Source organism: Phaeobacter sp. CC-HEC084 (genome assembly GCF_059429255.1).
The window spans coordinates 291,199-312,926 of sequence record NZ_JCAIJQ010000004.1 but is presented as its reverse complement, the minus strand read 5'-3'; the positions used below and the strand labels follow the sequence as shown (position 1 = coordinate 312,926).

Sequence of the window (21,728 nt, the reverse complement as noted above, 5' to 3'; positions counted from 1 at the left end):
TGGGCGGTGGAGGTCCCCATGAATCAAGAGCAGTTGCCCGAGACATTGATCGAATTTCTGGTGTCGCTGTGGAACAAAGTCTGGATGCTGTCGGAGCAGTTCCTGACCCCGGGCTGGCGACAGTATCAGATGCTGATCGTTGGCGGGCTGGTGATTCTGGCTTATCTGCTGCGTCTTTTGACCAAAACACAGTGGGACAATTGGGGGCATCGTCGCACCGGCTGGCCAAAGTGGCGGCTGCGGGCGCTGATTCACATGATCCGGCGGCTGACGCTGATTTACTTCATCGTCTTGTCCTGGGCGGCCTACCTGCTGATGCAGAATGTGACCTGGCCGTCGCGCAGTTACCTGATCGGGATCGCGGCGACACTGGCCACGGCCTGGCTGGTGATCGGGATCATCGCTCGGCTGGTGCGCAATCACACGCTGCGACGGCTGTTCACATGGTCCCTGTGGATCTACGCGACGCTGGTGGCGCTGAACCTTGTCGATGACGTGGCAGAGTTTCTGGACAGCGTTGCAATCACATTTGGCGCTATGCACCTGTCGATGCTGGCGGTCCTGAAGGCGTTGATGCTGGCGGCGGTGCTGCTGACGCTGGCACGTTTCGGCTCTAACGCGGCGGGCAAGGGGCTGAAGGGCAACAGCGATATCTCTCCTTCGATGCAGGTGCTGATCGGCAAGGCCATCCAGCTGGCCCTCTATGGGCTGGCAATCATTATCAGCATCCGCGCCATCGGCTTCGACCTCACCGGGCTTGCGGTGCTTTCCGGTGCGGTTGGTGTTGGCATCGGTTTCGGTCTGCAGAAGGTGGTGTCCAATCTTGTGTCGGGCATCATCATCCTGATGGATCGCTCGATCAAGCCAGGGGATGTGATCTCGCTCGGGGAGACCTTCGGCTGGATCAATGCGCTGGGCGCGCGCTATGTCTCGGTGGTGACGCGGGACGGGCGCGAATACCTGATCCCGAACGAGGATCTGATCACCTCGCAGGTGGTGAACTGGTCCCATTCTGACCGCTACGTGCGGCTCGATATCAATTTCGGTACCGGCTATGGCGATGATCCGCATCAGGTGCGCCGGGTGGCCATTGCCGCTGCGCGTTCGGTGAACCGGGTGCTGTCCACCCCCGGCAAGGCGCCGGTCTGTCACATCATCGGCTTTGGCGACAGCAGCGTCGATTATGTGCTGCGGTTCTGGATCAGCGACCCCACAGCGGGGCTGACCAATATCCGGGGCAATGTGTTTCTTGCCCTCTGGGACGCCTTTCAGGCTGAAGGCATATCGATTCCCTTCCCGCAGCGCGAAGTTCGGGTTTTGAATACTCCGCTGGAAATCTCAGAGCCGGTAGAAGAGCCCGCGCCAGAGGCGCCAAAGGGTTGAAAAAGAGTGCGCATATGCCATCGCGGCAATGCAGCGAAGCTTCATTGAAAAAAGGCCCCTGTCTTGCTACATTTAACGCAGCCCCGGCGCCGGGGGTGTTTCGGCGCGCAGCAAGGAGGACACTGTCCTGTCACCCGAACCCCAAGCGGCAGTTGCCGCTGTTAATGAGGCAGCCCCTATGCCTGCCAAGACTCGACCCACCAGCGAGGTGCTGCTGGAGCGGATCCTGACCTCTCTGGATGATGACAAGGCCGAAGATGTTGTGCAGATCGATCTGCGCGGCAAAACGGCCATTGGCGACTTCATGGTCATCGCTTCCGGTCGCTCAACCCGTCAGGTTGCGGCCATGGCCGAAAAGCTGACCGACCGGCTGAAGCAGGACTACGGCATCATCAGCAAGGTCGAGGGCAAGGACGCCGGCGACTGGGTGCTGATCGATACCGGCGACGTGATCGTCCATATCTTCCGCCCCGAAGTGCGCGAGTTCTATCAGCTGGAAAAGATGTGGGTGCCCGGCGCGGGCGCGACCAGCAGCTGATTTTGGAAACGGGGGCGGCTGCCCACGACCACCAGGGTCGGCGGCGCCCCGAAAGACCTGCCTGTGATTTCCTTGGCTGAGATCGACAGGCGGGCGGGATCCCTCTTATGCGTGTACATATCTGCGCGGTCGGGCGGCTCCGCTCCGGCCCGGAAAAATCCCTGATCGACGACTATCTGACACGGTTCGACCGCACCGGCCGCGCCTTAGGCCTTGGGCCTGCGCGGGTGGTCGAGGCTGAGGACAAGAAGAACCTTGGCATGTCCGCCGAGGCGGATCTGCTGCGCAAGGCTTTGCCCAAGGGCGCGCTGATCTGCACCCTAGATGAACGGGGCAAGCTGCTGTCCTCGCCCGATTTTGCGGGCAAGATGGCAGACTGGCGCGACAGTGGGCGACAGGATCTGGCGCTGATCATTGGCGGCGCCGATGGCATCGATCCCAGCCTGCGCGCAGAGGCGGATTTTTCGATCTCATTTGGCAAGATGGTCTGGCCGCATATGCTGGTCAGGGTGATGCTGGCCGAGCAGATCTACCGCGCCGCAACCATCCTGTCCGGTAGCCCCTATCACAGAACCTGACCGGCGGCCGGTCAGGGCAGGGTCAGGCGAAAGCTTTCGTCACTCCAGCCATCCACGATGCAGCGCGCCTGAAGGGTGACATGCCGGGTGCCCTCCGGAAGTGCGATGCCGCTCAGGCTGCGGGTGAAGGGCTGTTCGTTCACATGCGGATGCGCCAACACCCGCAGGCCCAGTTCGCGGCCATTCTCATCCAGCACGCGCCAGCCATCGGCATAGTGCTCCCATCCCGTATCGGCATGGGACAGCGTCACGCTGATCGTCCAGCTGCTGCCGTTCTGGTGGGCGGTTGCACCTTCGATTCGGGGCGCCTCGGCGAGGGCGGGAGAGGCCGCGCTCAGCGCGCAAAGCAGGGTGATCAGAGCAGGTTTCATGAAGTGCATCTTAGTCCGGTCGCGGCTGGGTGCGGAATCACGAAGATGTGTCGTCCGCATCCCGTCTCCGCGTCTCGGGCGGAATGCGCAACAGCACGCTGCGGGACTGCGATGCGAATTCGCGCCGGTAAAGCACCGCCAAAGTGATCAGCGTGGCCAGGATCAGCGGGATCGCCCCCGCCAGCCACGCAGCCGAGGCCAGCGCGAAATAGGTGCAGCGCATACCCCGGTTGAAACTGCGCGCTGCGGTGATCGACAGATCCGCCGCCTGCGCCGCGCGGGGCAGGGCCAGTGGCTCAGCGGGATCATTGGGCACCGCTGCCATCAGCACCGAGCAATAACCGAACAACCGGTGCGCCCAGACATATTTCAAAAAGGCATTGGCCAGAAACAGCAGCACTGTCAGGATCTTCACCTCCCAGACAAAGGCGGGCGCGCTGTCCTGAATCAGATCCTCGGCAACGCCGGCCAGCTGTTCGGTATTGCCGATCAGCGCCAACCCGCCGCCCATTGCGATCATCGAGGCCGAGGCAAAGAACGTCGTGCCTTGCCGCAGGCCGCTGATCAGCTGCGCGTCGAACATGCGCGGCTGGCGCGTCACCATCTGCACCATCCAGTCGCGCCGGAAATCCGCCATCAGGTAAGACACCGAAGGCTTGCCAGCCGCCGGGTTCTCGATCCGCCAGCCGATCCAGATCCAGCCCGCGACAATCAGCGCCAGCGCGGCAAAATCCAAAGTCGAAAACAGGGCGATACGGTCAATCCAGATCATGCCGCCACCCTAGCCCAGCAAGTGGTCCCTTGCCAGATGGCATGAATTGGTAATATAAGTTTACCAAAGAGGAGTGCCCGCCATGGAAATGCCAGCCCCGGATCCCAAAGTCCTGTCGCGCAAAGCCCACTTGGCCGCGCGTCTGGCAAAGGTTTTGCCCGCAGACGCCCTGATCACGGAGGAGGCGGAAACCCGAGCCTACGAATGTGATGCGCTGACGGCTTACAAGTGTCCGCCGCTGCTGGCGGTGCTGCCGCGCAGCACGGCTGAAGTGTCCGAGATCCTGCGTATCTGCCACGAAGAGGGCGTGCCTGTGGTGCCGCGCGGGTCGGGCACCTCGCTGGCCGGGGGCGCCCTGCCAACCGCGGATTGCGTGATCCTGGGCGTTGCGCGGATGAACGACGTGCTGGAGACCGATTACGAGAACCGCATCATCCGGGTGCAGACCGGGCGTACCAACCTCTCCGTATCCGGCGCGGTGGAGGAGGAGGATTTCTTCTACGCGCCCGACCCGTCGAGCCAGCTGGCCTGCGCCATTGCCGGCAATATCGCGATGAACTCGGGCGGGGCGCATTGTCTGAAATACGGCGTCACCACCAACAACCTGATGGGCGTTACCATGGTGATGATGGATGGCACTGTGGTCGAAATCGGCGGCGCCCATTTAGATGCGGGCGGCTTGGATCTGCTTGGTGTCATCTGCGGCAGCGAGGGGCAGCTTGGCGTCGTGACCGAGGCCACCCTGCGGATCCTGCACAAGCCCGAAGGCGCGCGCCCCGTGCTGATCGGCTATGACAGCAACGAAGTGGCAGGCGCCTGCGTCAGCGACATCATCAAGGCGGGCGTTCTGCCCGTCGCTATCGAGTTCATGGACCGTCCCTGTATTGAGGCCTGCGAGGCCTTTGCCAAGGCGGGCTACCCCATGTGCGAGGCGCTGCTGATCATCGAGGTCGAAGGCAGCGATGCCGAGATCGACGCGCAACTGAAGGTGATCAAGGATATCGCCCAGTCCCACAATCCGGTCGAACTGCGCGAGGCCACCGATGCCGACGAGGCCGCGCGGATCTGGCTGGGCCGCAAATCCGCCTTTGGCGCCATGGGGCAGATCAACGACTACATGTGCCTTGATGGAACCATTCCGGTGTCCTCGCTGCCCTACGTGCTGCGCCGCATCGGCGAGATGAGCAAGGAATTTGGGCTGGCGGTGGCCAATGTGTTTCACGCCGGCGATGGCAACATGCACCCGCTGATCCTGTTCGACGCCAATAAACCCGGAGACCTTGAACTCTGCGAGGAATTCGGCGCCGAGGTGCTGAAACTCTGCGTCGAGGTCGGCGGCTGCCTGACCGGGGAACATGGCGTCGGGATCGAAAAGCGCGATCTGATGCTGCACCAGTACTCGGGCGATGATCTGGAGGCTCAGCTGAAGGTCAAGGACGTCTTCGATCCGCAGTGGCTGCTGAACCCAGCCAAGGTCTTCCCGCTGTCGGTAACCGAAAGCCGCCGCACTCCGGCGCTGGCGGCGGAATGACCCCCGCCTTCAATGATTCTCCAGAACGTTTGGAAAAGACCATGATGCGACCCGAAAGCGAGGCCGAACTGGCCGGGATGATCGCTGCGGCCAAGGGCCCCCTCAACATCCAGGGCGGCGGCACCCGTGGCATGGCGGTGGAAGGGGAGACCCTGAGCCTTTCTGCCCTCAGCGGGATTGAGCTTTATGAACCCGGCGCGCTGACCCTAGTGGCCAAGGCCGGAACCCCGGTGGCTGAGATCGAGGGATTGCTGGCCGCAGAGAACCAGCGCCTTGCCTTTGAACCAGCGGACTATCGCGGTCTTCTGGGCAGCGAAGGCACGCCAACCATCGGATCGCTTTTTGCTGCCAATATCTCGGGGCCGCGCCGCATTCAGTCGGGCGCGGCGCGGGATTTCCTGCTGGGCGTGCGTTTTGTCGATGGCACTGGGCAGATCGTCAAGAATGGCGGCCGGGTGATGAAGAACGTCACCGGCTATGATCTGGTAAAACTGATGTCCGGCGCGCATGGGACGCTGGGAGTGCTGAGCGAGGTGTCCTTCAAGGTGCTGCCGCGTGCGGCGCAGATGGCCACCGTTTCGGTCGGCGGTCTGGATCTGCCGGGCGCGGTGCGGGCAATGTCCGCGGCGCTTGGCTCGCCCTTTGATGTGACGGGGGCCGCATATGATCCCGACACGATGACCGCCCATATCCGCGTCGAAGGCTTCGAGGAATCGGTGGACTACCGCTGTGACGCGCTGGTGAAGCGGCTGGCTGAGCACGGCATTGCCCACCGCGCCGAAGCAGGTGAGGATCTGTGGCAGGGTATCCGCGATGTGGCGGCGTTCCACGGCCATGACGGTGACGTCTGGCGGATCAGCGTGAAACCGTCCGACGCAGTGGAGTTGGCGCCGCGCCTTGGCGCGACGGCGTTGCAACTCGACTGGGGGGGCGGGCTGATCTGGGCGCTGATGCCCGAAGGTAGCGACCTGCGCAAAAAGATGTCGGGCGCTGGCACCGGGATGGAACCGGTTCCAGGCCATGCCACCTTGGTTCGCGCCAGTGCCGAAACCGCTGCGCGCCTTGGCCGGTTCGAACCGCAACCGGCGCCTCTTGCCGCCCTGTCCAAGGGGCTGCGCGACCAGTTCGATCCGCGCGGGATCCTGAACCCTGGCCTGATGGGATAAGACATGCAGACTGAATTTACCGAAGACCAGCTGAAGGATCCCGGCATTCAGCGCTCGAACGAGATCCTGCGTTCCTGCGTGCATTGCGGATTTTGCACCGCGACCTGTCCGACCTATCAGGTTCTGGGGGATGAGCTCGACAGCCCGCGCGGGCGGATCTACCTGATCAAGGACATGCTGGAAAACAACCGCGTGCCGGATGAAAAGACGGTCAAGCATATCGACCGCTGCCTTTCCTGCCTGGCTTGCATGACCACGTGCCCGTCGGGCGTGCATTACATGCACCTGATTGACCACGCGCGCGCTTATATCGACAAGAATTACAAACGCCCCTTTACCGACCGGGCGCTGCGCTGGGTTCTGGCGCAGATTCTGCCCTATCCGGGCCGATTCCGCCTCGCGCTGTTCGGTGCGAAACTGGCGCGTCCCTTCAAAGGGCTGGTGCCCGATGCGCGGCTTCGGGCGATGCTGGACATGGCGCCCAAGGACATCCCGCCGGTCAGCCGCAACGATGATCCGCAAAGCTTCACCCCCGCAGAGCCGCGCAAGAAGCGCGTGGCGCTGATGACCGGCTGCGCGCAAAAGGCGCTCAACACCGATATCAACGATGCCACCATCCGCCTGCTGACCCGGCTGGGCTGCGAAGTGGTCGTGGCCAAGGGCGCGGGCTGCTGCGGGGCATTGACCCATCACATGGGGCGCGAGGACGAAAGCCACGCCACCGCGGCCAAGAACATCCGCGCCTGGTGTGCCGAGATCGACGGGCAGGGGCTGGATGCCATCGTCATCAACACCTCGGGATGTGGCACCACGGTGAAGGACTACGGCCATATGTTCCGCAATGATGCGCTGGCGGCGGATGCGGCGCGGGTATCGGAACGGGCGATGGATATTTCTGAGCTGCTGATGCAACTCGACCTGCCCGAAGGTGGCGACAAGGGGCTGACCGTTGCCTATCACGCGGCCTGCTCACTGCAGCACGGCCAGCAGATCAAGACGCATCCCAAGACCCTGCTGAAACGCGCTGGTTTCAAGGTGGTGGAGCCTGCCGACAGCCACCTGTGCTGCGGGTCGGCCGGGACCTACAACCTGATGCAGCCCGAGATCTCGGGGCAGTTGAAAGAGCGGAAGGTGAAAACGCTGGAGGCAAAGAACCCCGACCTGATCGCTGCTGGCAATATCGGCTGCATGATGCAGATCGGTTCGGGCACCAAGCTGCCCATCGTGCACACGGTTGAGCTGCTCGATTGGGCGACGGGCGGTCCGAAACCGCCGGCGATGACCGATGGGAACGGGCATGCCGCCACGGCCGAGGATCAGGTGCCGATCCTGCGCTGATCCCACAGTGGCAAATTTTTTGCGGGGCCGGGCTGTATCAGCGCGGCCCTTGCCGTATTTTCGCCCCAACAGATTCCTATCCTGAAAGCAGGGTGAGCAGGGAGACATGCGTGCGGCATTGGGTTTTCGGGATTTTGGCGGCGCTGCTGCCCGCGTTTGTAGAGGCTGGTGACAGCCGACTTCAGCGGCTCGACACCACGGATGCGGGCCGCGCTTGGGAGGCGGTTGGCCGTCTCGATGTCAATGGCGAAGGCTTCTGCACAGGCTCGCTCATCGCGCCGGATCTGGTCCTGACAGCGGCACATTGTCTGTTTGATGGGCGGACCGGTCAGCGGATCGCCCCAGAGACGATCGAGTTTCTGGCCGGCTGGCGCAATGGCCGCGCCTCGGCCTATCGCTCGGTGCGCCGGGCGGTGATCCACCCCGATTATGTCTATGATGGCGAGGTATCGACCGGGCGGGTGCGCAAGGATATCGCGCTGTTGCAACTGCAACGCCCCATCCGCAACACAACCGTCATCCCGTTCGAGACCGACCGGCGCCCGCGCAGGGGGAGCCGGATTGGCGTGGTGTCTTATGCGCATGATCGCTCCGAAGCGCCCTCGCTGCAGGAAGTCTGCGCCGTCACCGCGCAGCAGCAGGGGGTTCTTGTGATGTCCTGCGATGTGGATTTCGGCTCCTCCGGAGCGCCGGTGTTTTCCTTTGACGGGAAAACACCACGCATCGTCTCGGTGGTCTCGGCCAAGGCAGAGGTGAACGGCCAGCGGGTGTCGCTTGGCGCGGCGCTGGGCGAGGGGCTGGATCTGTTGCAGGCGCAGCTGACCGGCACCCATATCGGCAGCCGCATGCCGCCCGGTGTGGGCCGGGTTCAGGTCGGCGATGGCCGCCGTACCAGCGGCGCCAAATTCATCCGCCAGTAGGCCTCAGGCGGGGCATATTTCCGCGCCCTGCCAACCTCTTGAAACCCACGATGCAGTCCTTATCTCGATTGTGTCGGGTCGCCGCCAAGCGGGGCCCGATGGAAATGAACGCCCTGCCCCAGACGTGGGAGGGCAATGTACATATCGCTCAATGATGAGGATGACACATATGCGTACCTTTGATTTTGCACCGCTGCACCGTGCGACCGTGGGATTTGACCAGATCGCGGACCTGATGGACCGGGTTCTCAGCAACGATGTAAGCCAGCCCAGCTATCCCCCTTACAATATTGAAAAGACCGATGCCGACAGCTATCGCATTTCGATTGCGGTCGCCGGTTTCTCCGAAGCCGATCTCAGTGTTGAGGTGAAGGAGCACGCCCTGGTCGTGTCGGCCCGCAAGGCCGAAGCGGATGAGGACCGGACCTTCCTGCACCGCGGCATCGCCACCCGCGCGTTCGAGCGCCGTTTCACACTGGCCGACCATGTGCGCGTCACCGGCGCCAGCCATGCGGATGGCATGCTGCATATCGACCTGCAGCGCGAAGTGCCCGAGGCCCTGAAACCGCGCCGGATCGAGATCAGCTCTGCCACACCGCAGCGCGCCGAACTGGAAGCGCAGAAGGTCAACTGATCCTTCCCCGCACAGGGTTCTGCCTGCTTTGAAACTCCCCGAGGTCGCCGTCCTACCCGTGGCGGCCTTCCTTCCCCCGTGTCCGGATGTCGGGCGCGGGGGCTTTTGCGTTTGGCGCATCTCACGGTCGAAACTGACCGGATGGTAGGGACCGTCCTTTTCTGCTATCAGAAGCTGGAAAGGAGCCGCCATGCCCCCTGCCTCTCGCCCCGCTGATCGCCCCGCGCCACGATCCACAAATCGTCCGGACGAATTCGTCCTGGCCGCAACGCAGCTTTTTGCGAACCGGGGCTATCACGGCGCCTCGATCGCCAATATCGCGGATGAGCTGGGGCTGACCAAACAGGCGCTCTTGCACCATTTTGGTAGCAAGGACGCGCTGTATGAGCGGGTGCTGGAAGGGGTAGCGGATCGCATGATGCTGATGCTGATGGAGGCGCAGAACCCCGATGCCGCTCCGGAGCAGCGGCTTGAGACGTTTTTCGAAACCTATCTGAGCGAGGGGCTGCTCAATCCTGTCGACAGCCGCCTGATCCTGCGGGAGCTGCTGGATGACCGACAGGAAGACCAGCCCGCCGAACGCTGGTTCCTGCGGCCCTTTTTGCAGGAACTGGTGGCCATGGTGCAGGATGCACCGGCCTGGCGCGCCGCGCCGCCCGCGGCCGCATTGGCAGCGGTTTGCGATCTGCTGGGGGCGATCAGCTATTTCGCCATGTCGCAACCGGTTCTGCCTCGCCTTCCGGGGCAGGCAGGGGCGGTCGAGGCTTTTCGTGCGCAGATACGAAAAAGGGTCCGCGACCTTGCCAGTCACGGACCCCAATCCTGATGCTCTGATCCTTTGCGTGCCGGATCAGACCGACATGCAGATGTATTTCATTTCCAGATAATCCTCGATGCCGTGATGGCTGCCTTCGCGGCCCAGACCGGACTGTTTGACGCCGCCAAAGGGCGCGACCTCGGTCGAGATGATCCCGGTGTTGACGCCGACGATGCCGTATTCCAGCGCCTCGGCCACTTTGTAGACCCGGCTCAGATCCTTGGCGTAGAAATAGGATGCGAGGCCAAAGATGGTGTCATTGGCCATGGCGATGACCTCGTCCTCGTCCTCGAATTTGAACAGCGGCGCCAGCGGGCCGAATGTTTCCTCGGTCGAGAACTGCATATCCGTGGTGGCGCCGGTCACGATGGTCGGCTGGAAGAAGGAGCCGCCCAGCTCGGACGGGTTGCCGCCCAGGATGATCTCGGCGCCCTTGGCCGTGGCGTCTGCCAGATGGGCTTCTACCTTTTCAACGGCCTTGTCGTTGATCAGAGGGCCGAACTGCACACCGTCCTCAAGGCCGTCACCGACCTTCATCTTGGCAACCGCCTCTTTCAGCTTGGCGGCGAAGGCATCATAGACACCGGCCTGCACGTAGATCCGGTTGGCGCAGACGCAGGTCTGGCCGTTGTTGCGGAACTTGCACATGATCGCGCCTTCGACAGCAGCGTCGAGATCGGCATCGTCAAAGACGATGAAGGGCGCATTGCCACCCAGCTCCATCGAGCATTTCATCACCTGATCCGCCGCTTGACGCAGCAGCAGACGGCCAACCGGGGTCGAGCCGGTGAAGGTCAGCTTGCGCACCGCCGGGTTTTCACAGAATTCGAGGCCTGTTTCCGGCGCGTCCGAGGTGGTGACCACGTTGAACACACCCGCCGGAATGCCCGCGCGTTCCGCCAGAACCGCCAGCGCGGTGGCCGACAGGGGCGTCAGCTCGGCCGGGCGGGCGACGAAGGCGCAGCCTGCGGCCAGCGCCGGACCGGCCTTGCGGGTAATCATCGCGTTGGGAAAATTCCACGGCGTGATCGAGGCGGCAACCCCGATGGGCTGTTTCAGGACGGTGATCCGCTTGTCACGCTGGTGGCCGGGAATGGTCTCTCCATAGATCCGCTTTGCCTCCTCAGCAAAGAACTCGATGAAAGATGCGCCATAGGCAATCTCGCCCTTGGCTTCGGCCAGGGGTTTGCCCATTTCCGCGGTGAGGATCGTGCCCAGGTCGTCCTGGTTTTCCATCATCAGGTCGAACCATTTGCGCAGGACGTTTGCACGTTCCTTGCCGGTCCATTTGGCCCAGTCTTTCTGCGCGGTCTCGGCCTGGGCGATGGCACCTGCAACCTGCGCGCGGCTGAGATCTGCGACCTCGGCCACCACATCGCCGCGCGCGGGGTTGGTGACATCAAAGGTGCCCTTGTCTCCGTCAACAAACTGGCCGCCCACATAGGCGCGGGTTTCCAGCAGGGTCGGGTCCTTCAAAAGGGACTTCAGCTCGGTGTTCTTGGTCAGCATTGGTGTCTCCCCGGATTATTTGCAGGCATGCAAATCAGCTGGTCATTCATATGTCCAGAACCTTCGATGAGTCCAGAATTTGATCATAAATCTGCCGGACGCTGGGCATAGGCTAAGCAGAAGGGCCGGATGCCGCCGCTTCAGTTAGCTGTTTGACATTGTCCCGCGCAGCCCGTCACTTTGGCAAAAACAACAAACCGGGGAGACTGCCATGGAACTGGACGACGCCTATGCCAACGGAGCCTATATCGCGGGGGCCGATGATTATCCGCCGCGCTGGGATGCCTCGGCTGAGGATTTCCGCAACAGCCTGCACGAGCGCGCCCAGCTCGACATTCCATACGGTCCAGGCGATCGAAACAAGTTCGACCTCTTCCTGCCCGAAGGTACGCCCAAGGGTGTCTTCATCTTCGTGCACGGCGGCTACTGGCTGAGGTTTGACAAAAGCACATGGTCGCATCTGGCGGTAGGTCCGCTGGCGCATGGCTGGGCCGTGGCAATGCCGTCCTACGACCTGTGCCCCGATGTCTCCATTGCCGATATCACTCGGCAGGTGGCCTCGGCGGTGGTACATATCGCCGAAGAAGTGGACGGCCCCATCGCCCTGGCCGGGCATTCTGCCGGGGGGCATCTGGTCGCCCGCATGCTGGACCGGGCGCTGCTGCCCGAGGATGTAGGCGCACGCCTGAAAACAGTGATCCCAATTTCGCCGCTGTCGGATCTGCTGCCGCTGTTGCGAACCTCAATGAACAAGCAATTCAAGATGGATGCCGAGGCCGCCAAGGCCGAAAGCCCGGTGGAGATGCAGGACCGCTATGACGTACCGGTCACCGTCTGGGTCGGCGCCGAGGAACGCCCGGCCTTTCTGGATCAGGCGCAATGGCTGACCGATGCCTGGGCGACGGATCACGTCATCGCCTTTGGCAAGCATCATTTCAATGTCATCGACCCATTGGCGGATCCCGACAGCGACTTGGTGGCGCTGATCGTCAATTAGGCAGCCCTGCCGATCTGCGCCGCACCAAGGCACGACCCGGGCAGGGCGGCGCAGAAAACACTTGCCAGCGCTGCGATTCCGCAGCATGTCTGGGATCAGGGCCGGGCGATGGCGTCGCCGCGTGAGGGAGTTCTCACGGGACCCTGACTTAGACACACAATCTGTCCTGTACGCCGGGACCTTTCTTGTAAGCAAAGGAAGGATCCAGCATGACTGCACGTCCTGACATGTACCGTTTTCACAATGGCGAAAAGGCGCCGTTGCAATTCCCCGTGGCCGAGTATGAGGCGCGCATTGCGGGCCTGCGCAAGATCATGGAGCAGGCAGGCGTTTCCGCAGCCGTCTTCACGTCGATGCATAATATCTCGTATTATTCGGGGTTTACCTACTGCGCCTTTGGCCGTCCCTACGGTCTTGTGGTGACCGCCGATGCTGCCGTCACCATCAGCGCAGGCATCGACGCGGGCCAGCCCTGGCGCCGCTCCTTCTGCGATAACATCACCTATACCGACTGGCAGCGCGACAATTTCTGGCGTGCGATCCTGTCGGTTTCTGGCCCCGGCGCAAAGGTGGGCTACGAGAGCGATCATCTGACCCTGCTGCAAAAGGGAAAACTCGAATCCTTCCTGCAACCGGCTGAGATGATTGATCTTTACGAGCCGACCATGCGCCAGCGCATGCATAAATCCGCTGCCGAGATCGAGATGATCCGCGCCGGTGCCGCTGTGGCCGATGTGGGCGGCTATGCCATCCGCGATGCGATCCGCGAAGGGGTGCGGGAGATCGACGTGGCGATGGCGGGGCGCGATGCGATGGAGCTGGAGATCGCCAAACGCTTTCCCGATGCCGAATACCGCGACACCTGGGTCTGGTTCCAGTCGGGCATCAACACTGATGGCGCCCATAACCCGGTGACTGCGCGCAAGCTGCAGCGCGGCGATATCCTGTCGCTCAACACCTTTCCGATGATCTCGGGCTACTACACCGCGCTAGAGCGGACCCTGTTCGCCGGAGAGGTCGACCCCGACAGCCTGAAAGTCTGGGAGGCCAATGTCGCCGCCCATGAATACGGCATCTCGCTGCTGAAACCCGGCGCCAGTTGCGCCGAAATCACCCATAAGATCAACGCCTTCTTCGAAGAGCGCGACCTTCTGCAATACCGCACCTTTGGCTACGGGCACTCCTTCGGGGTCCTGTCCCACTACTACGGGCGCGAGGCCGGGCTGGAGCTGCGCGAGGATATCGACACGGTGCTGGAGCCGGGAATGGTCATTTCGATGGAGCCCATGCTGACCATCGCGGAAGGCAACCCCGGCGCGGGCGGCTACCGCGAACATGACATCCTGGTTATCACCGAGGATGGCAACGAGAACATCACCGGATACCCCTACGGTCCGGAGTTCAACGTGGTCGCGTAACGGGGGCCGAAAGGCTCAAGAGTCGGGGGGTGACATCCGCACACCCCCCGTACACCGGCTGTGCAGCCTCTGTTCGGCAGGCAGGCCGCAGTCCAGGGGTTATGCGGCGTTTTTCTCGCCGTCCACTGCCGCATTGCAGGCAATCCGGCGCATATCGTCCCGGGTCATCGGCTGACCGAAGTAAAAGCCCTGAACCGAGGTGCAGCTTTCTGCGCGCAGGAAGCTGAGTTCGTCTTCGACCTCGACCCCTTCGGCAAGAACCGGAATGTCGAGGGCAGCGCCGAGCAGCAGCGTGGAGCGCACGATGGCGGCACGCTGTGCGTCTTTATGCACGTCCTGAACGAAACTGCGGTCGATCTTGATCTTGTCGAAGGGGAAGGTCTGCAACATCGACAGTGACGAATACCCGGTGCCGAAATCATCCATGGCGATGCGAATGCTCAGCTCTTTCAGCTTGTGCATCACCTTCAGCGTATGCGCCTGATCATCGATGATGCTGGCCTCGGTAATTTCCAACTCCAGGCGTTGCGGCTCCAGACCGGTTTCAAACAGGTTGTCCATCACGTCTTCGACAAACGAGGGCTGCACCAGCTGTTGCGGCGCCACGTTGACGGCAATGCTGTAGGGGTGATCCCATTGCGCCGCCTCGCGGCAGGCCTCCCGCAGCACCCAGGCGCCGATATCGCGCACCAGACCGGTTTCTTCGGCCACCGGGATGAACTCATCCGGGGACACCCGACCACGCGTCGGATGGTTCCAGCGCAAGAGCACTTCGAACCCCACCGGTGCCAGCGTTTCCAATGTGTTCTGGAGCTGATACACCAGTTCGAATTCATTGTTCTGCAGCGCCAGACGCAGGTCATGCACCAGCTGCGTCTTGTCCCGGCTACGGCGGTCCATTTCCTCGTCGAATTGGCAGATCGGCGTGTCTGCTTCTGACTTGGCCCGATACATCGCCACATCCGATTTATGCAGCAACTGGTTCGGATCACGCCCGTCTTCCAGCGTCGATGCAATCCCGATCGACGCCCCGACCCGCAACGAGACTTCCTCCAGGTCGATGGGCTCTACTATGGCGGCGTGCAGACGCTCTGCAAAGCTCTGCACCTCTTCGATGCGGCGGAACCCCAGTTTGATGGCGACAAATTCGTCGCCGCCAACCCGCGCGATGTATTCGCCTTCGCCTTTTTGCTCATTCAAGCTCTGCGAAACCCGGCGCAACACTGCATCTCCTATCGCATGGCCATGCAGATCATTCACCTCCTTGAACAGATTGAGGTCGATCGTCAGCACCGCCGCCTTTGCTGTCTCATTTTCAGTCAGCTGCGCCTGCAGGGCATCCAGTTTGCGGGTCAGCCACATCCGGTTGGGCATGCCGGTCAGCGGATCATGCAGGGCCGCATGAGTGAGTTGAGAACGGGATTCCCCTTCGAGATTGACCTCAATACTCGCAGAAGCGATGGCGATCAGCAGAATGATCCCTGTCACTCCGAAGATCAGCATGGCCATGGCGGTATCCGAAATTGTCTCGGTCGGCACCTCAATTGAGGAATCCAGCCGGATCTCAATGGCGCTCATCCCGGTGAAATGCATAAGACAGATCGCCAGGACCATGGCCCCCGCTGGCCATAGCCGCCCGGCCACCCCGCCCAGGCGTTGGACAATCAAACCATAGCTGAGTGCGCCAAAACCCGCGCCCAGAAGGACAGAGGCCACCAGATGCGGAAGGCTCCAGACAATCGTTCCGGGGAGCAAATAGGCGTTCATGCCAGTGTAATGCATCGCCGTCACGGTCAGCCCGAACACCGCCCCCGCTGCACAGGCCGCAATCCGGCTGCGCGCATAGGCCAGCCCGGCGTTTGCAGCCAGTGAACCGATGACGCCGACCAGAAGCGATACGCCAGTCAGCACCGGTTCATACCCATGCGCATAGCCCGGGTCATAGGATAGCATCGCGATAAAATGGGTCGACCAGATCGTGGCCCCGGTGATCAAACCGGCAAGGGGCAGCTGAACCAGGCGGCGCATGCCCGTCCACTGGGTCAAACGGGTGGACATATGTGTGGAGAGCACCGAGCCGATGACGCAAATAAAAGCAGCCACGGCAACCAGGCCATAAATATGCTCCTGGGTGATACAGTCCAACAGACGATACATGAACCAAGTCCTCGGGTCGTATATGAGATTCAGTCTCTTGTCCCGTTGAACGGTTAACAAAACAACCGTGATTCAGCTCGCCCCAGAGATAACATGAGTATCATTGTAATATTTAAAAAGTGATCATCCGCCATCCTGCCTTGGCGGGCTATGGTGGAAACGGCTCTCCGACTCCTCCCATTGCACGCTCCCTCGCAATCGGGCATAGGAGGGGGAACCCTCCTGTATTGTGCAGGCTGGGGCGGGCAGGGGGCTATGCAGTCCTGTGCCGCCCCAAGGATCCCTAACCGAGCCTTATAGACTGACCTCCGCCCCATGGACGATCTGCCCAAGAAGACCAAGAATGAATTCGCTCTGATCCAGCTTCTTCCTAACATCATGACGGTGGGGGCGATCTGTGCGGGGTTGTCGGCGATCCGGTTCGGGGTGCAGGGCAATTACGTGCTGGCGGTGCAGCTGATCCTGCTGGCGGCGCTGCTGGATGGTCTTGACGGGCGGTTGGCGCGGGCCTTGGGCAGCGACAGCAAGATGGGGGCCGAGCTGGATTCGCTCGCGGATTTCCTGAACTTCGGCGTCGCGGCGCCGCTGGTGATCTATTTCTGGGCCTTGCAGGACATGCGTAGCGCCGGGTGGATTTCGGTGCTGGTGTTCTCGGTCTGCTGCGTGGTGCGGCTGGCGCGGTTCAACGTGGCAGCGAAATCGGATGAGCCGGTCGTGGGCGAACGCCTTGGCTACTTCACCGGCATCCCTTCGCCTGCCGGGGCACTACTGGCGATGCTGCCGATGTTCGTCTCCTTCTCCTTCTCCGGCGGGCTGGTCGTTCCGGATCTGCTGATCTGCTTTCACATGGTTGTCATAGGTTTCCTTATGATCAGTCGCATCCCGACCTGGTCGCCCAAGGCGGTGAAGATCAGCCGGGAGAATGTGAAATATTTCCTGGTGGGCTGTGCCTTTGCCGGGGCGGCGGTTCTGACCTATGCTTGGACGACGCTGGTTGTGTTGTGCCTTGTTTACGTGGTTTTGGTGGTCTGGGGGCTGATCCGAAAGGTACCGGATTGAGCGGGTAACAAGAAAACGGGGAGGCACGGGATTGGAACTGAAGGCGGTTCAATCATCCTACGCGCGCTGGGCGCCAATTTATGACAGGACATTCGGGGCGGTTACCAATGCCGGGCGGCGCCGGGTCGTGAACTATATCAACCGGCGCGGCGGCAGCGTGCTGGAGGTTGGCGTTGGCACCGGGCTGTCGCTGCCACATTACGGCGCGGATCTGCGCGTCACTGGCATCGATTTCAGCACCGAAATGTTGGCAAAGGCGGAAACCCGCGTGGCCGAGATGGGGCTGGCCAATGTCGCCGGGTTGCGGCAGATGGATGCCCGCGATCTGGATTTTCCCGATGCCTCCTTTGACACTGTGGCGGCGATGCATGTGCTGTCGGTGGTGCCCGAGCCGCAAAAGGTGATGGCTGAAATCGCCCGGGTGCTGAAACCCGGCGGAGAGGTGGTGATCAGCAACCATTTCAAAAGCACCCAGGGCGTTCTCGCCTCGCTTGAGAAGATATCGGCCCCCTTTGCCAATGTGCTGGGCTGGCATTCCGATTTCGAGATCGGGACCATCCTTGGCGAAGAAACGCTCAGCCTCAAGGAGCAGGAAAGCCTGCCCCCCTTTGGGATGATGACCTTTCTGGTGCTGAAGAAAGCCCGCCACAACTGATCTTGCCTCTGGCTGGCGGGATTGGCATCGCGGCAAAAACGCTTATGTTCGAAGGGGTAAGCCAGCGCATTGGCCGGGCTCTGCCGCAGGGCAGCGCCGCAGGGTTGGGCCGCGTTGGGGCTGGGGGCGATGATGCTAGGCTTTTTGCGGCTGTTTTTGTTTCTGATGATCGGGCTCACGGTGGTCTACGGCGCCGTGTCGCTCTATTCGCGCGAAATGCGCCGGGCCAAACTGAAACGCCGCTGGGCCGAGAAGGGCTTGACCGGAGATCGCGCGGCCTTCATCCAGCGGGGATTGCGGCAGTATGACCATTCGCTCCGGCGGCGGCTGATCCTGCTTGTCTATGTGGTGCCGCTGGGGTTGATTGCGACACTGATCTATATGGTCAATTTCAGATAGGAGGCCTTTATGGGCTACATCAAATGGGGATTTCTGATCACCGTCTGGCTGCTGTTCGGGGCCTTCCTGCACTATACGTTGCCGCAGTATGACGTGGTGCGGATCGTCAACACCTACGAGGAACGTCAGGAACTGAATGACTGGACGCGGATGTTCTGGTCGACGCCCGACACCCAGTCGACCGAGCAGAGCAACCGGGATGTGCAGTTCATTCAGGCGGTGCGTCCCGATGGCAGCGCGATCGTTTACCGGAACGAGGACACAGGTTGGAACTGGCCGCCCTATTTCAAATTCGACACCGCCAATCTGTATACCGAGGCCAATGACGCGATCTCAAACAAGGCCGCGCCGGAATGGGTGGCGGTGCTGCATTATGGCTGGCGCAACGAATTCCTGTCGGCCTTTCCCAATGCGGTTGGGATCAAACCCGTTGCCGGTCCGGATGACAAACCTCTGAACTGGGTCAGCATCCTGATCCTTGTGCTGATCGCGGCGCTGTTCTGGGCCATCTATGTGCGCTGGCGCCGGTTCCGCCGCAACCGGCTCGACCCGATGATCAATGATGTGGAAGACAGCCTTTATGCCGCCGGGGACGCCATATCAGAGCGCCGCAGCAGGCTGCGCCGCTGGTTCGGGGGCGGCAATAAGTGAGCCTGTCCGCCGCGCGGTGATGCGCGGTGGCCCTGCTGGCTGACGTCGATTAATCGCTGAACAGACCGGGGTTCTGGCTGATGTCCTGTGCCTGCTCCGTCGTCAGGCCAAACACCCGGGCCAGCTTGGCGGTCTTGTCTTCTGCAGTGTCCGTCTCATGCAGGGTGACGAAGGGATCAAACCCGGCATCCCGGATCCGGTCGGTTTCATGCAGGATATCATTGCGGATCGTGGGCAGGATCCGGTCGAGGGTCTGTTTCGGTGTCTGCGCGCCAACGAGGCCGGATCGCTGGGCGTGGGCGATCAGATATTCATCGGTGAAATTGCAGTCGAGGTGCAGCACCTGCGTCACTGAGCGGTCAGAGGCGAAGTCATTCATCAGCTCCAGCCCCGAGGGATCTATGCAGACGATCAGCCGGTTGCTGTCGTAATACTCAAACAGCATGCGCATCAGGGCGCGGCGGTGGCGGGTGCGTTTCCACAGCGAGGCTTCGATCCCGCCAAGATCGGGCAGGGGCGTGTCTTCCTCGTGGAAGAGATAGGCGATGGCCGGAACCTCGGTGCGCTCGTTGACTTGCCGGATCAGCCTCTTGGCCACGTGCCATTTCTTGCACACGACCATGGTCAATTCGCGTTCTCGCCCCAGGCTGCTTTCGGTTTCCCAGAACCGCGGTGCAAAGCGGCGTCCGTTGCGACCGCGCTGGGTAAGAAACTGGAACAGGCTGCGCCCCTCGTTCGAGATCTGGAACTCCACGCCCTCGGCCGCGTAGAGCCGCCCGAGACGGCGTTTCAGATCCTTGGCATCCGGGCTGATCTTGCGGGCAAAGAGGAAATCCTGGCTCAGCAGCAGATCGTAGTGATCGTTGTAGAAATTCACCGGCATTCCATAATCGGTGAACATCAGAAAGGTGAGTGTGCGGCACTGGATCTCATCGCCCGGGATCAGGTGGCGGACCAGCGTCTGGAAAAAGGTCTCATCCGGGATCCATGTGGTGCGGAAGAAGCGGACCACATCGCGCCGGTCGCGCACGAATTGCAGGATCGCCTCGACGGTACGGCGCCGCAGGCACCACCACTGGCTGCCGATCTGGACCTGAATGTCCGAGGGTACCGCGCGGTGCAGGTGGAGTTTCTTCTGAAGGTTATGACACCAGTCGAACAAGGCCTTGTTCCTGCGCTCGTTGAAGACATGCCGGTAGATCAGCCGGTCTTCCTTCATGCCTGTCTTGATCCAGTTGCTTTCGAAGAAATCGAAGCTTTCGATGAAGTCGAAATCGTTCTGGTCCAGATAGTCATGCGCGTATTGGGCGGTCTTGATGGCCATGCAATCGCCCGACAGCATGTAGAAATGGGTGGCCCGGGGGAAGTTGTCGGCGGCGGTGCGCATTGCCGCAAGGGTGGCGCGGACCAGCGACCATTCTCCCCAGCCGCATTTGATGCGCCGCCGCGGAAAGCAGACATTGGGATTGTCGTCGAGGGCGGTGCGGATCTCGGCATAGTCTTGATCGCTGGCGCGGCCGTCGAAATGGATCACCATGTAATCGCCGACCGCCGTCAGCCGTTCGGCCTGCTGGATGATCGCCTCAGGGTCCTTATGGCAGAGCAGTATATATGCAATTTTTGCCATTCTGACGACGGTACGCCCCTGTTTTGCTGGATTGTCTTCTTGATAAAGCTCGGAGCTGTTTGAAGAAACAAGATTATTTGTCTTTTGGTCGCGATGTGGTCATTGTTGCGTCGAGTGGACAGGAACGGAGTTGGTTGCGGATGGGATTCCCAGGAACCTGGATGACCGAGAGCGAAAGCGTGATTTACCGGGTGGTGCCGAAATGCGCCTGTTCGACCATCGGTCAGATACTCTATTATTCCGATCACGGCAGGTTCTTTGATGGCGATATTCACGATTCAAATGAAGGCCTGCACAAATGGGCGCAGGAGGCCAGTCAGGAGCCGATCAGCCGCAATGTGCTGGGCCAGCGCACCTATGCCTTCACCTGCGTGCGCAACCCCTATACCCGGGTGCTCAGCTCCTTCTTTGACAAAATCTGTGGCATCCAGCGTAACGGCAAGCGCTATCGTGGCAATCTGGTGCCCCGGCTGGTCTATGACTACGGGATCGAGGTCGGCGGCGAAGATGGCCAGCAGGAGTTCGACCAGATCAAGAGCTTCCGGCGGTTCCTTTTATTCGTGCGCGATACCATCCGGTTCCGGCGGCCGATGGAGCCGGATATCCACTGGTCGGCGGCCTCGGGGCATGTGTCGACCTTTATCGTGAATGGCGGACGCTACAACAAGATCATCTGGACCGAGGCCTTCAACGACGGCATGAGCCAGGTTCTGGACGCCATCGAGACGCCGCATCCCGTGGACCTTGCGGCAATCCCGCGCTTCAACGAAAGCGAAGGCCATGGCCCCAAACGCGCGCATCCGGTGGAGGATTATTTCGACGATCTGTCGATGCATCTGATCTATGAGATCTACAAGCGCGATTTCGACTTGTTCAAATACGATTTTGAAAACCCCGCCAACAAGATGCCCATCGGGGAGATCGATCTGGACGAAGTGCACGCCAAGCTGGGCGACTGATCGTGTCTTTGGCAGAAACGGGGGTACTCCCGCCCATCGTCGGGCATTGAAAATGCCCGTCCTCTGGTTGGGCCTGGCGCCGCTGGCGCGGCGCGAAGGGGGTTTCTGAGAAGCGGTTCAGGGGCAGGTTTGCCCTGACGCGCCCTATCGATTTTCTTTGGGATGGGCGCGTCAAGGGTGAACCGCGCGTGCCGCGCGGCGGCCGGGCCGCCCTTGACCCGGGCCGCTGATGCTGCGGTAGTAGGCCGG

Annotated in this window: 21 protein-coding genes; 16 read left to right on the top strand and 5 right to left on the bottom strand. The window is 61.4% G+C overall.

Annotated elements, in window-relative coordinates:
- Positions 1 to 18: 18 nt before the first annotated feature.
- The 3 genes from AC5SSZ_RS15455 to rlmH all read left to right on the top strand — a co-directional run bounded on the left by AC5SSZ_RS15455 (position 19) and on the right by rlmH (position 2,499).
- Positions 19 to 1,383 (top strand): mechanosensitive ion channel family protein, encoded by a 1,365-nt coding sequence (locus AC5SSZ_RS15455; RefSeq protein WP_082996041.1) that lies wholly within the window; start codon positions 19 to 21, stop codon positions 1,381 to 1,383.
- Positions 1,384 to 1,561: 178 nt separating this feature from the next.
- Positions 1,562 to 1,921, top strand: coding sequence for a ribosome silencing factor (gene rsfS / locus AC5SSZ_RS15450; protein WP_274830456.1), 360 nt, complete (start codon positions 1,562 to 1,564; stop codon positions 1,919 to 1,921).
- Positions 1,922 to 2,028: 107 nt separating this feature from the next.
- Positions 2,029 to 2,499, top strand: coding sequence for a 23S rRNA (pseudouridine(1915)-N(3))-methyltransferase RlmH (gene rlmH, locus AC5SSZ_RS15445; RefSeq protein ID WP_495438671.1), 471 nt, complete (start codon positions 2,029 to 2,031; stop codon positions 2,497 to 2,499).
- Between the two features lie 11 nt (positions 2,500 to 2,510).
- Here the strand turns inward: rlmH and AC5SSZ_RS15440 are convergent, their stop codons facing one another.
- Complete coding sequence (locus AC5SSZ_RS15440; RefSeq protein WP_495438669.1) at positions 2,511 to 2,870, bottom strand: hypothetical protein; 360 nt, start codon at positions 2,868 to 2,870, stop codon at positions 2,511 to 2,513.
- Between the two features lie 37 nt (positions 2,871 to 2,907).
- Positions 2,908 to 3,642 carry a DUF599 domain-containing protein gene (locus AC5SSZ_RS15435; RefSeq protein ID WP_495438667.1) on the bottom strand — a complete coding sequence of 245 codons (735 nt, stop codon included), beginning with the start codon at positions 3,640 to 3,642 and terminating at the stop codon, positions 2,908 to 2,910.
- 82 nt (positions 3,643 to 3,724) lie between these two features.
- Here AC5SSZ_RS15435 and AC5SSZ_RS15430 point away from each other — a divergent pair, with 82 nt between their 5' ends.
- The 6 genes from AC5SSZ_RS15430 (at position 3,725) to AC5SSZ_RS15405 (ending at position 10,057) form a co-directional block, all read left to right on the top strand.
- Entirely contained in the window at positions 3,725 to 5,173 is a 1,449-nt protein-coding gene (locus AC5SSZ_RS15430; RefSeq protein ID WP_495438665.1) for an FAD-linked oxidase C-terminal domain-containing protein, read from the top strand.
- A gap of 44 nt (positions 5,174 to 5,217) precedes the next feature.
- A complete protein-coding gene (locus AC5SSZ_RS15425; protein ID WP_495438843.1) occupies positions 5,218 to 6,339 on the top strand; it encodes an FAD-binding protein in 1,122 nt (373 codons plus the stop codon).
- A 3-nt stretch (positions 6,340 to 6,342) separates the two neighbouring features.
- On the top strand, positions 6,343 to 7,677 hold the full coding sequence (glcF, locus tag AC5SSZ_RS15420) for a glycolate oxidase subunit GlcF (protein WP_065271690.1): 1,335 nt from the start codon (positions 6,343 to 6,345) through the stop codon (positions 7,675 to 7,677).
- 131 nt (positions 7,678 to 7,808) lie between these two features.
- The gene (locus AC5SSZ_RS15415) at positions 7,809 to 8,597 is read left to right on the top strand and encodes a trypsin-like serine peptidase (RefSeq protein ID WP_495438841.1); all 789 of its coding nucleotides are present in this window, start codon (positions 7,809 to 7,811) and stop codon (positions 8,595 to 8,597) included.
- Positions 8,598 to 8,766: 169 nt separating this feature from the next.
- Positions 8,767 to 9,231, top strand: a complete 465-nt coding sequence (locus tag AC5SSZ_RS15410) for an Hsp20 family protein (RefSeq protein WP_065271688.1) — start codon at positions 8,767 to 8,769, stop codon at positions 9,229 to 9,231.
- 190 nt (positions 9,232 to 9,421) lie between these two features.
- A complete protein-coding gene (locus tag AC5SSZ_RS15405; RefSeq protein WP_495438662.1) occupies positions 9,422 to 10,057 on the top strand; it encodes a TetR/AcrR family transcriptional regulator in 636 nt (211 codons plus the stop codon).
- Between the two features lie 24 nt (positions 10,058 to 10,081).
- On the opposite strand, the gene AC5SSZ_RS15400 is transcribed toward AC5SSZ_RS15405, so the two are convergent.
- Positions 10,082 to 11,557, bottom strand: a complete 1,476-nt coding sequence (locus AC5SSZ_RS15400) for an NAD-dependent succinate-semialdehyde dehydrogenase (RefSeq protein ID WP_495438660.1) — start codon at positions 11,555 to 11,557, stop codon at positions 10,082 to 10,084.
- Between the two features lie 211 nt (positions 11,558 to 11,768).
- Here AC5SSZ_RS15400 and AC5SSZ_RS15395 point away from each other — a divergent pair, with 211 nt between their 5' ends.
- Both AC5SSZ_RS15395 and AC5SSZ_RS15390 read left to right on the top strand, forming a co-directional pair.
- Positions 11,769 to 12,554 carry a hormone-sensitive lipase gene (locus AC5SSZ_RS15395; protein ID WP_065271685.1) on the top strand — a complete coding sequence of 262 codons (786 nt, stop codon included), beginning with the start codon at positions 11,769 to 11,771 and terminating at the stop codon, positions 12,552 to 12,554.
- A 209-nt stretch (positions 12,555 to 12,763) separates the two neighbouring features.
- Positions 12,764 to 13,972, top strand: coding sequence for a M24 family metallopeptidase (locus tag AC5SSZ_RS15390; protein WP_495438658.1), 1,209 nt, complete (start codon positions 12,764 to 12,766; stop codon positions 13,970 to 13,972).
- A gap of 99 nt (positions 13,973 to 14,071) precedes the next feature.
- Here AC5SSZ_RS15390 and AC5SSZ_RS15385 read toward each other — a convergent pair whose 3' ends face one another.
- Positions 14,072 to 16,129 (bottom strand): putative bifunctional diguanylate cyclase/phosphodiesterase, encoded by a 2,058-nt coding sequence (locus AC5SSZ_RS15385; RefSeq protein WP_495438657.1) that lies wholly within the window; start codon positions 16,127 to 16,129, stop codon positions 14,072 to 14,074.
- Positions 16,130 to 16,444: 315 nt separating this feature from the next.
- Between AC5SSZ_RS15385 and pssA the strand changes: the two genes are divergently transcribed.
- From pssA to AC5SSZ_RS15365, 4 genes are all read left to right on the top strand, one after another.
- Complete coding sequence (gene pssA, locus AC5SSZ_RS15380; protein WP_065271682.1) at positions 16,445 to 17,188, top strand: CDP-diacylglycerol--serine O-phosphatidyltransferase; 744 nt, start codon at positions 16,445 to 16,447, stop codon at positions 17,186 to 17,188.
- A 31-nt stretch (positions 17,189 to 17,219) separates the two neighbouring features.
- On the top strand, positions 17,220 to 17,843 hold the full coding sequence (locus AC5SSZ_RS15375; RefSeq protein WP_495438654.1) for a class I SAM-dependent methyltransferase: 624 nt from the start codon (positions 17,220 to 17,222) through the stop codon (positions 17,841 to 17,843).
- A 132-nt stretch (positions 17,844 to 17,975) separates the two neighbouring features.
- The gene (locus tag AC5SSZ_RS15370) at positions 17,976 to 18,242 is read left to right on the top strand and encodes a hypothetical protein (protein ID WP_495438839.1); all 267 of its coding nucleotides are present in this window, start codon (positions 17,976 to 17,978) and stop codon (positions 18,240 to 18,242) included.
- Positions 18,243 to 18,251: 9 nt separating this feature from the next.
- Positions 18,252 to 18,893 carry a DUF1523 family protein gene (locus tag AC5SSZ_RS15365; protein ID WP_495438653.1) on the top strand — a complete coding sequence of 214 codons (642 nt, stop codon included), beginning with the start codon at positions 18,252 to 18,254 and terminating at the stop codon, positions 18,891 to 18,893.
- Positions 18,894 to 18,942: 49 nt separating this feature from the next.
- Here the strand turns inward: AC5SSZ_RS15365 and AC5SSZ_RS15360 are convergent, their stop codons facing one another.
- Positions 18,943 to 20,520 (bottom strand): DUF5928 domain-containing protein, encoded by a 1,578-nt coding sequence (locus AC5SSZ_RS15360; RefSeq protein WP_495438651.1) that lies wholly within the window; start codon positions 20,518 to 20,520, stop codon positions 18,943 to 18,945.
- A 140-nt stretch (positions 20,521 to 20,660) separates the two neighbouring features.
- Between AC5SSZ_RS15360 and AC5SSZ_RS15355 the strand changes: the two genes are divergently transcribed.
- Complete coding sequence (locus tag AC5SSZ_RS15355) at positions 20,661 to 21,479, top strand: sulfotransferase family protein (RefSeq protein WP_274833252.1); 819 nt, start codon at positions 20,661 to 20,663, stop codon at positions 21,477 to 21,479.
- The last annotated feature ends 249 nt before the right edge of the window (positions 21,480 to 21,728 follow it).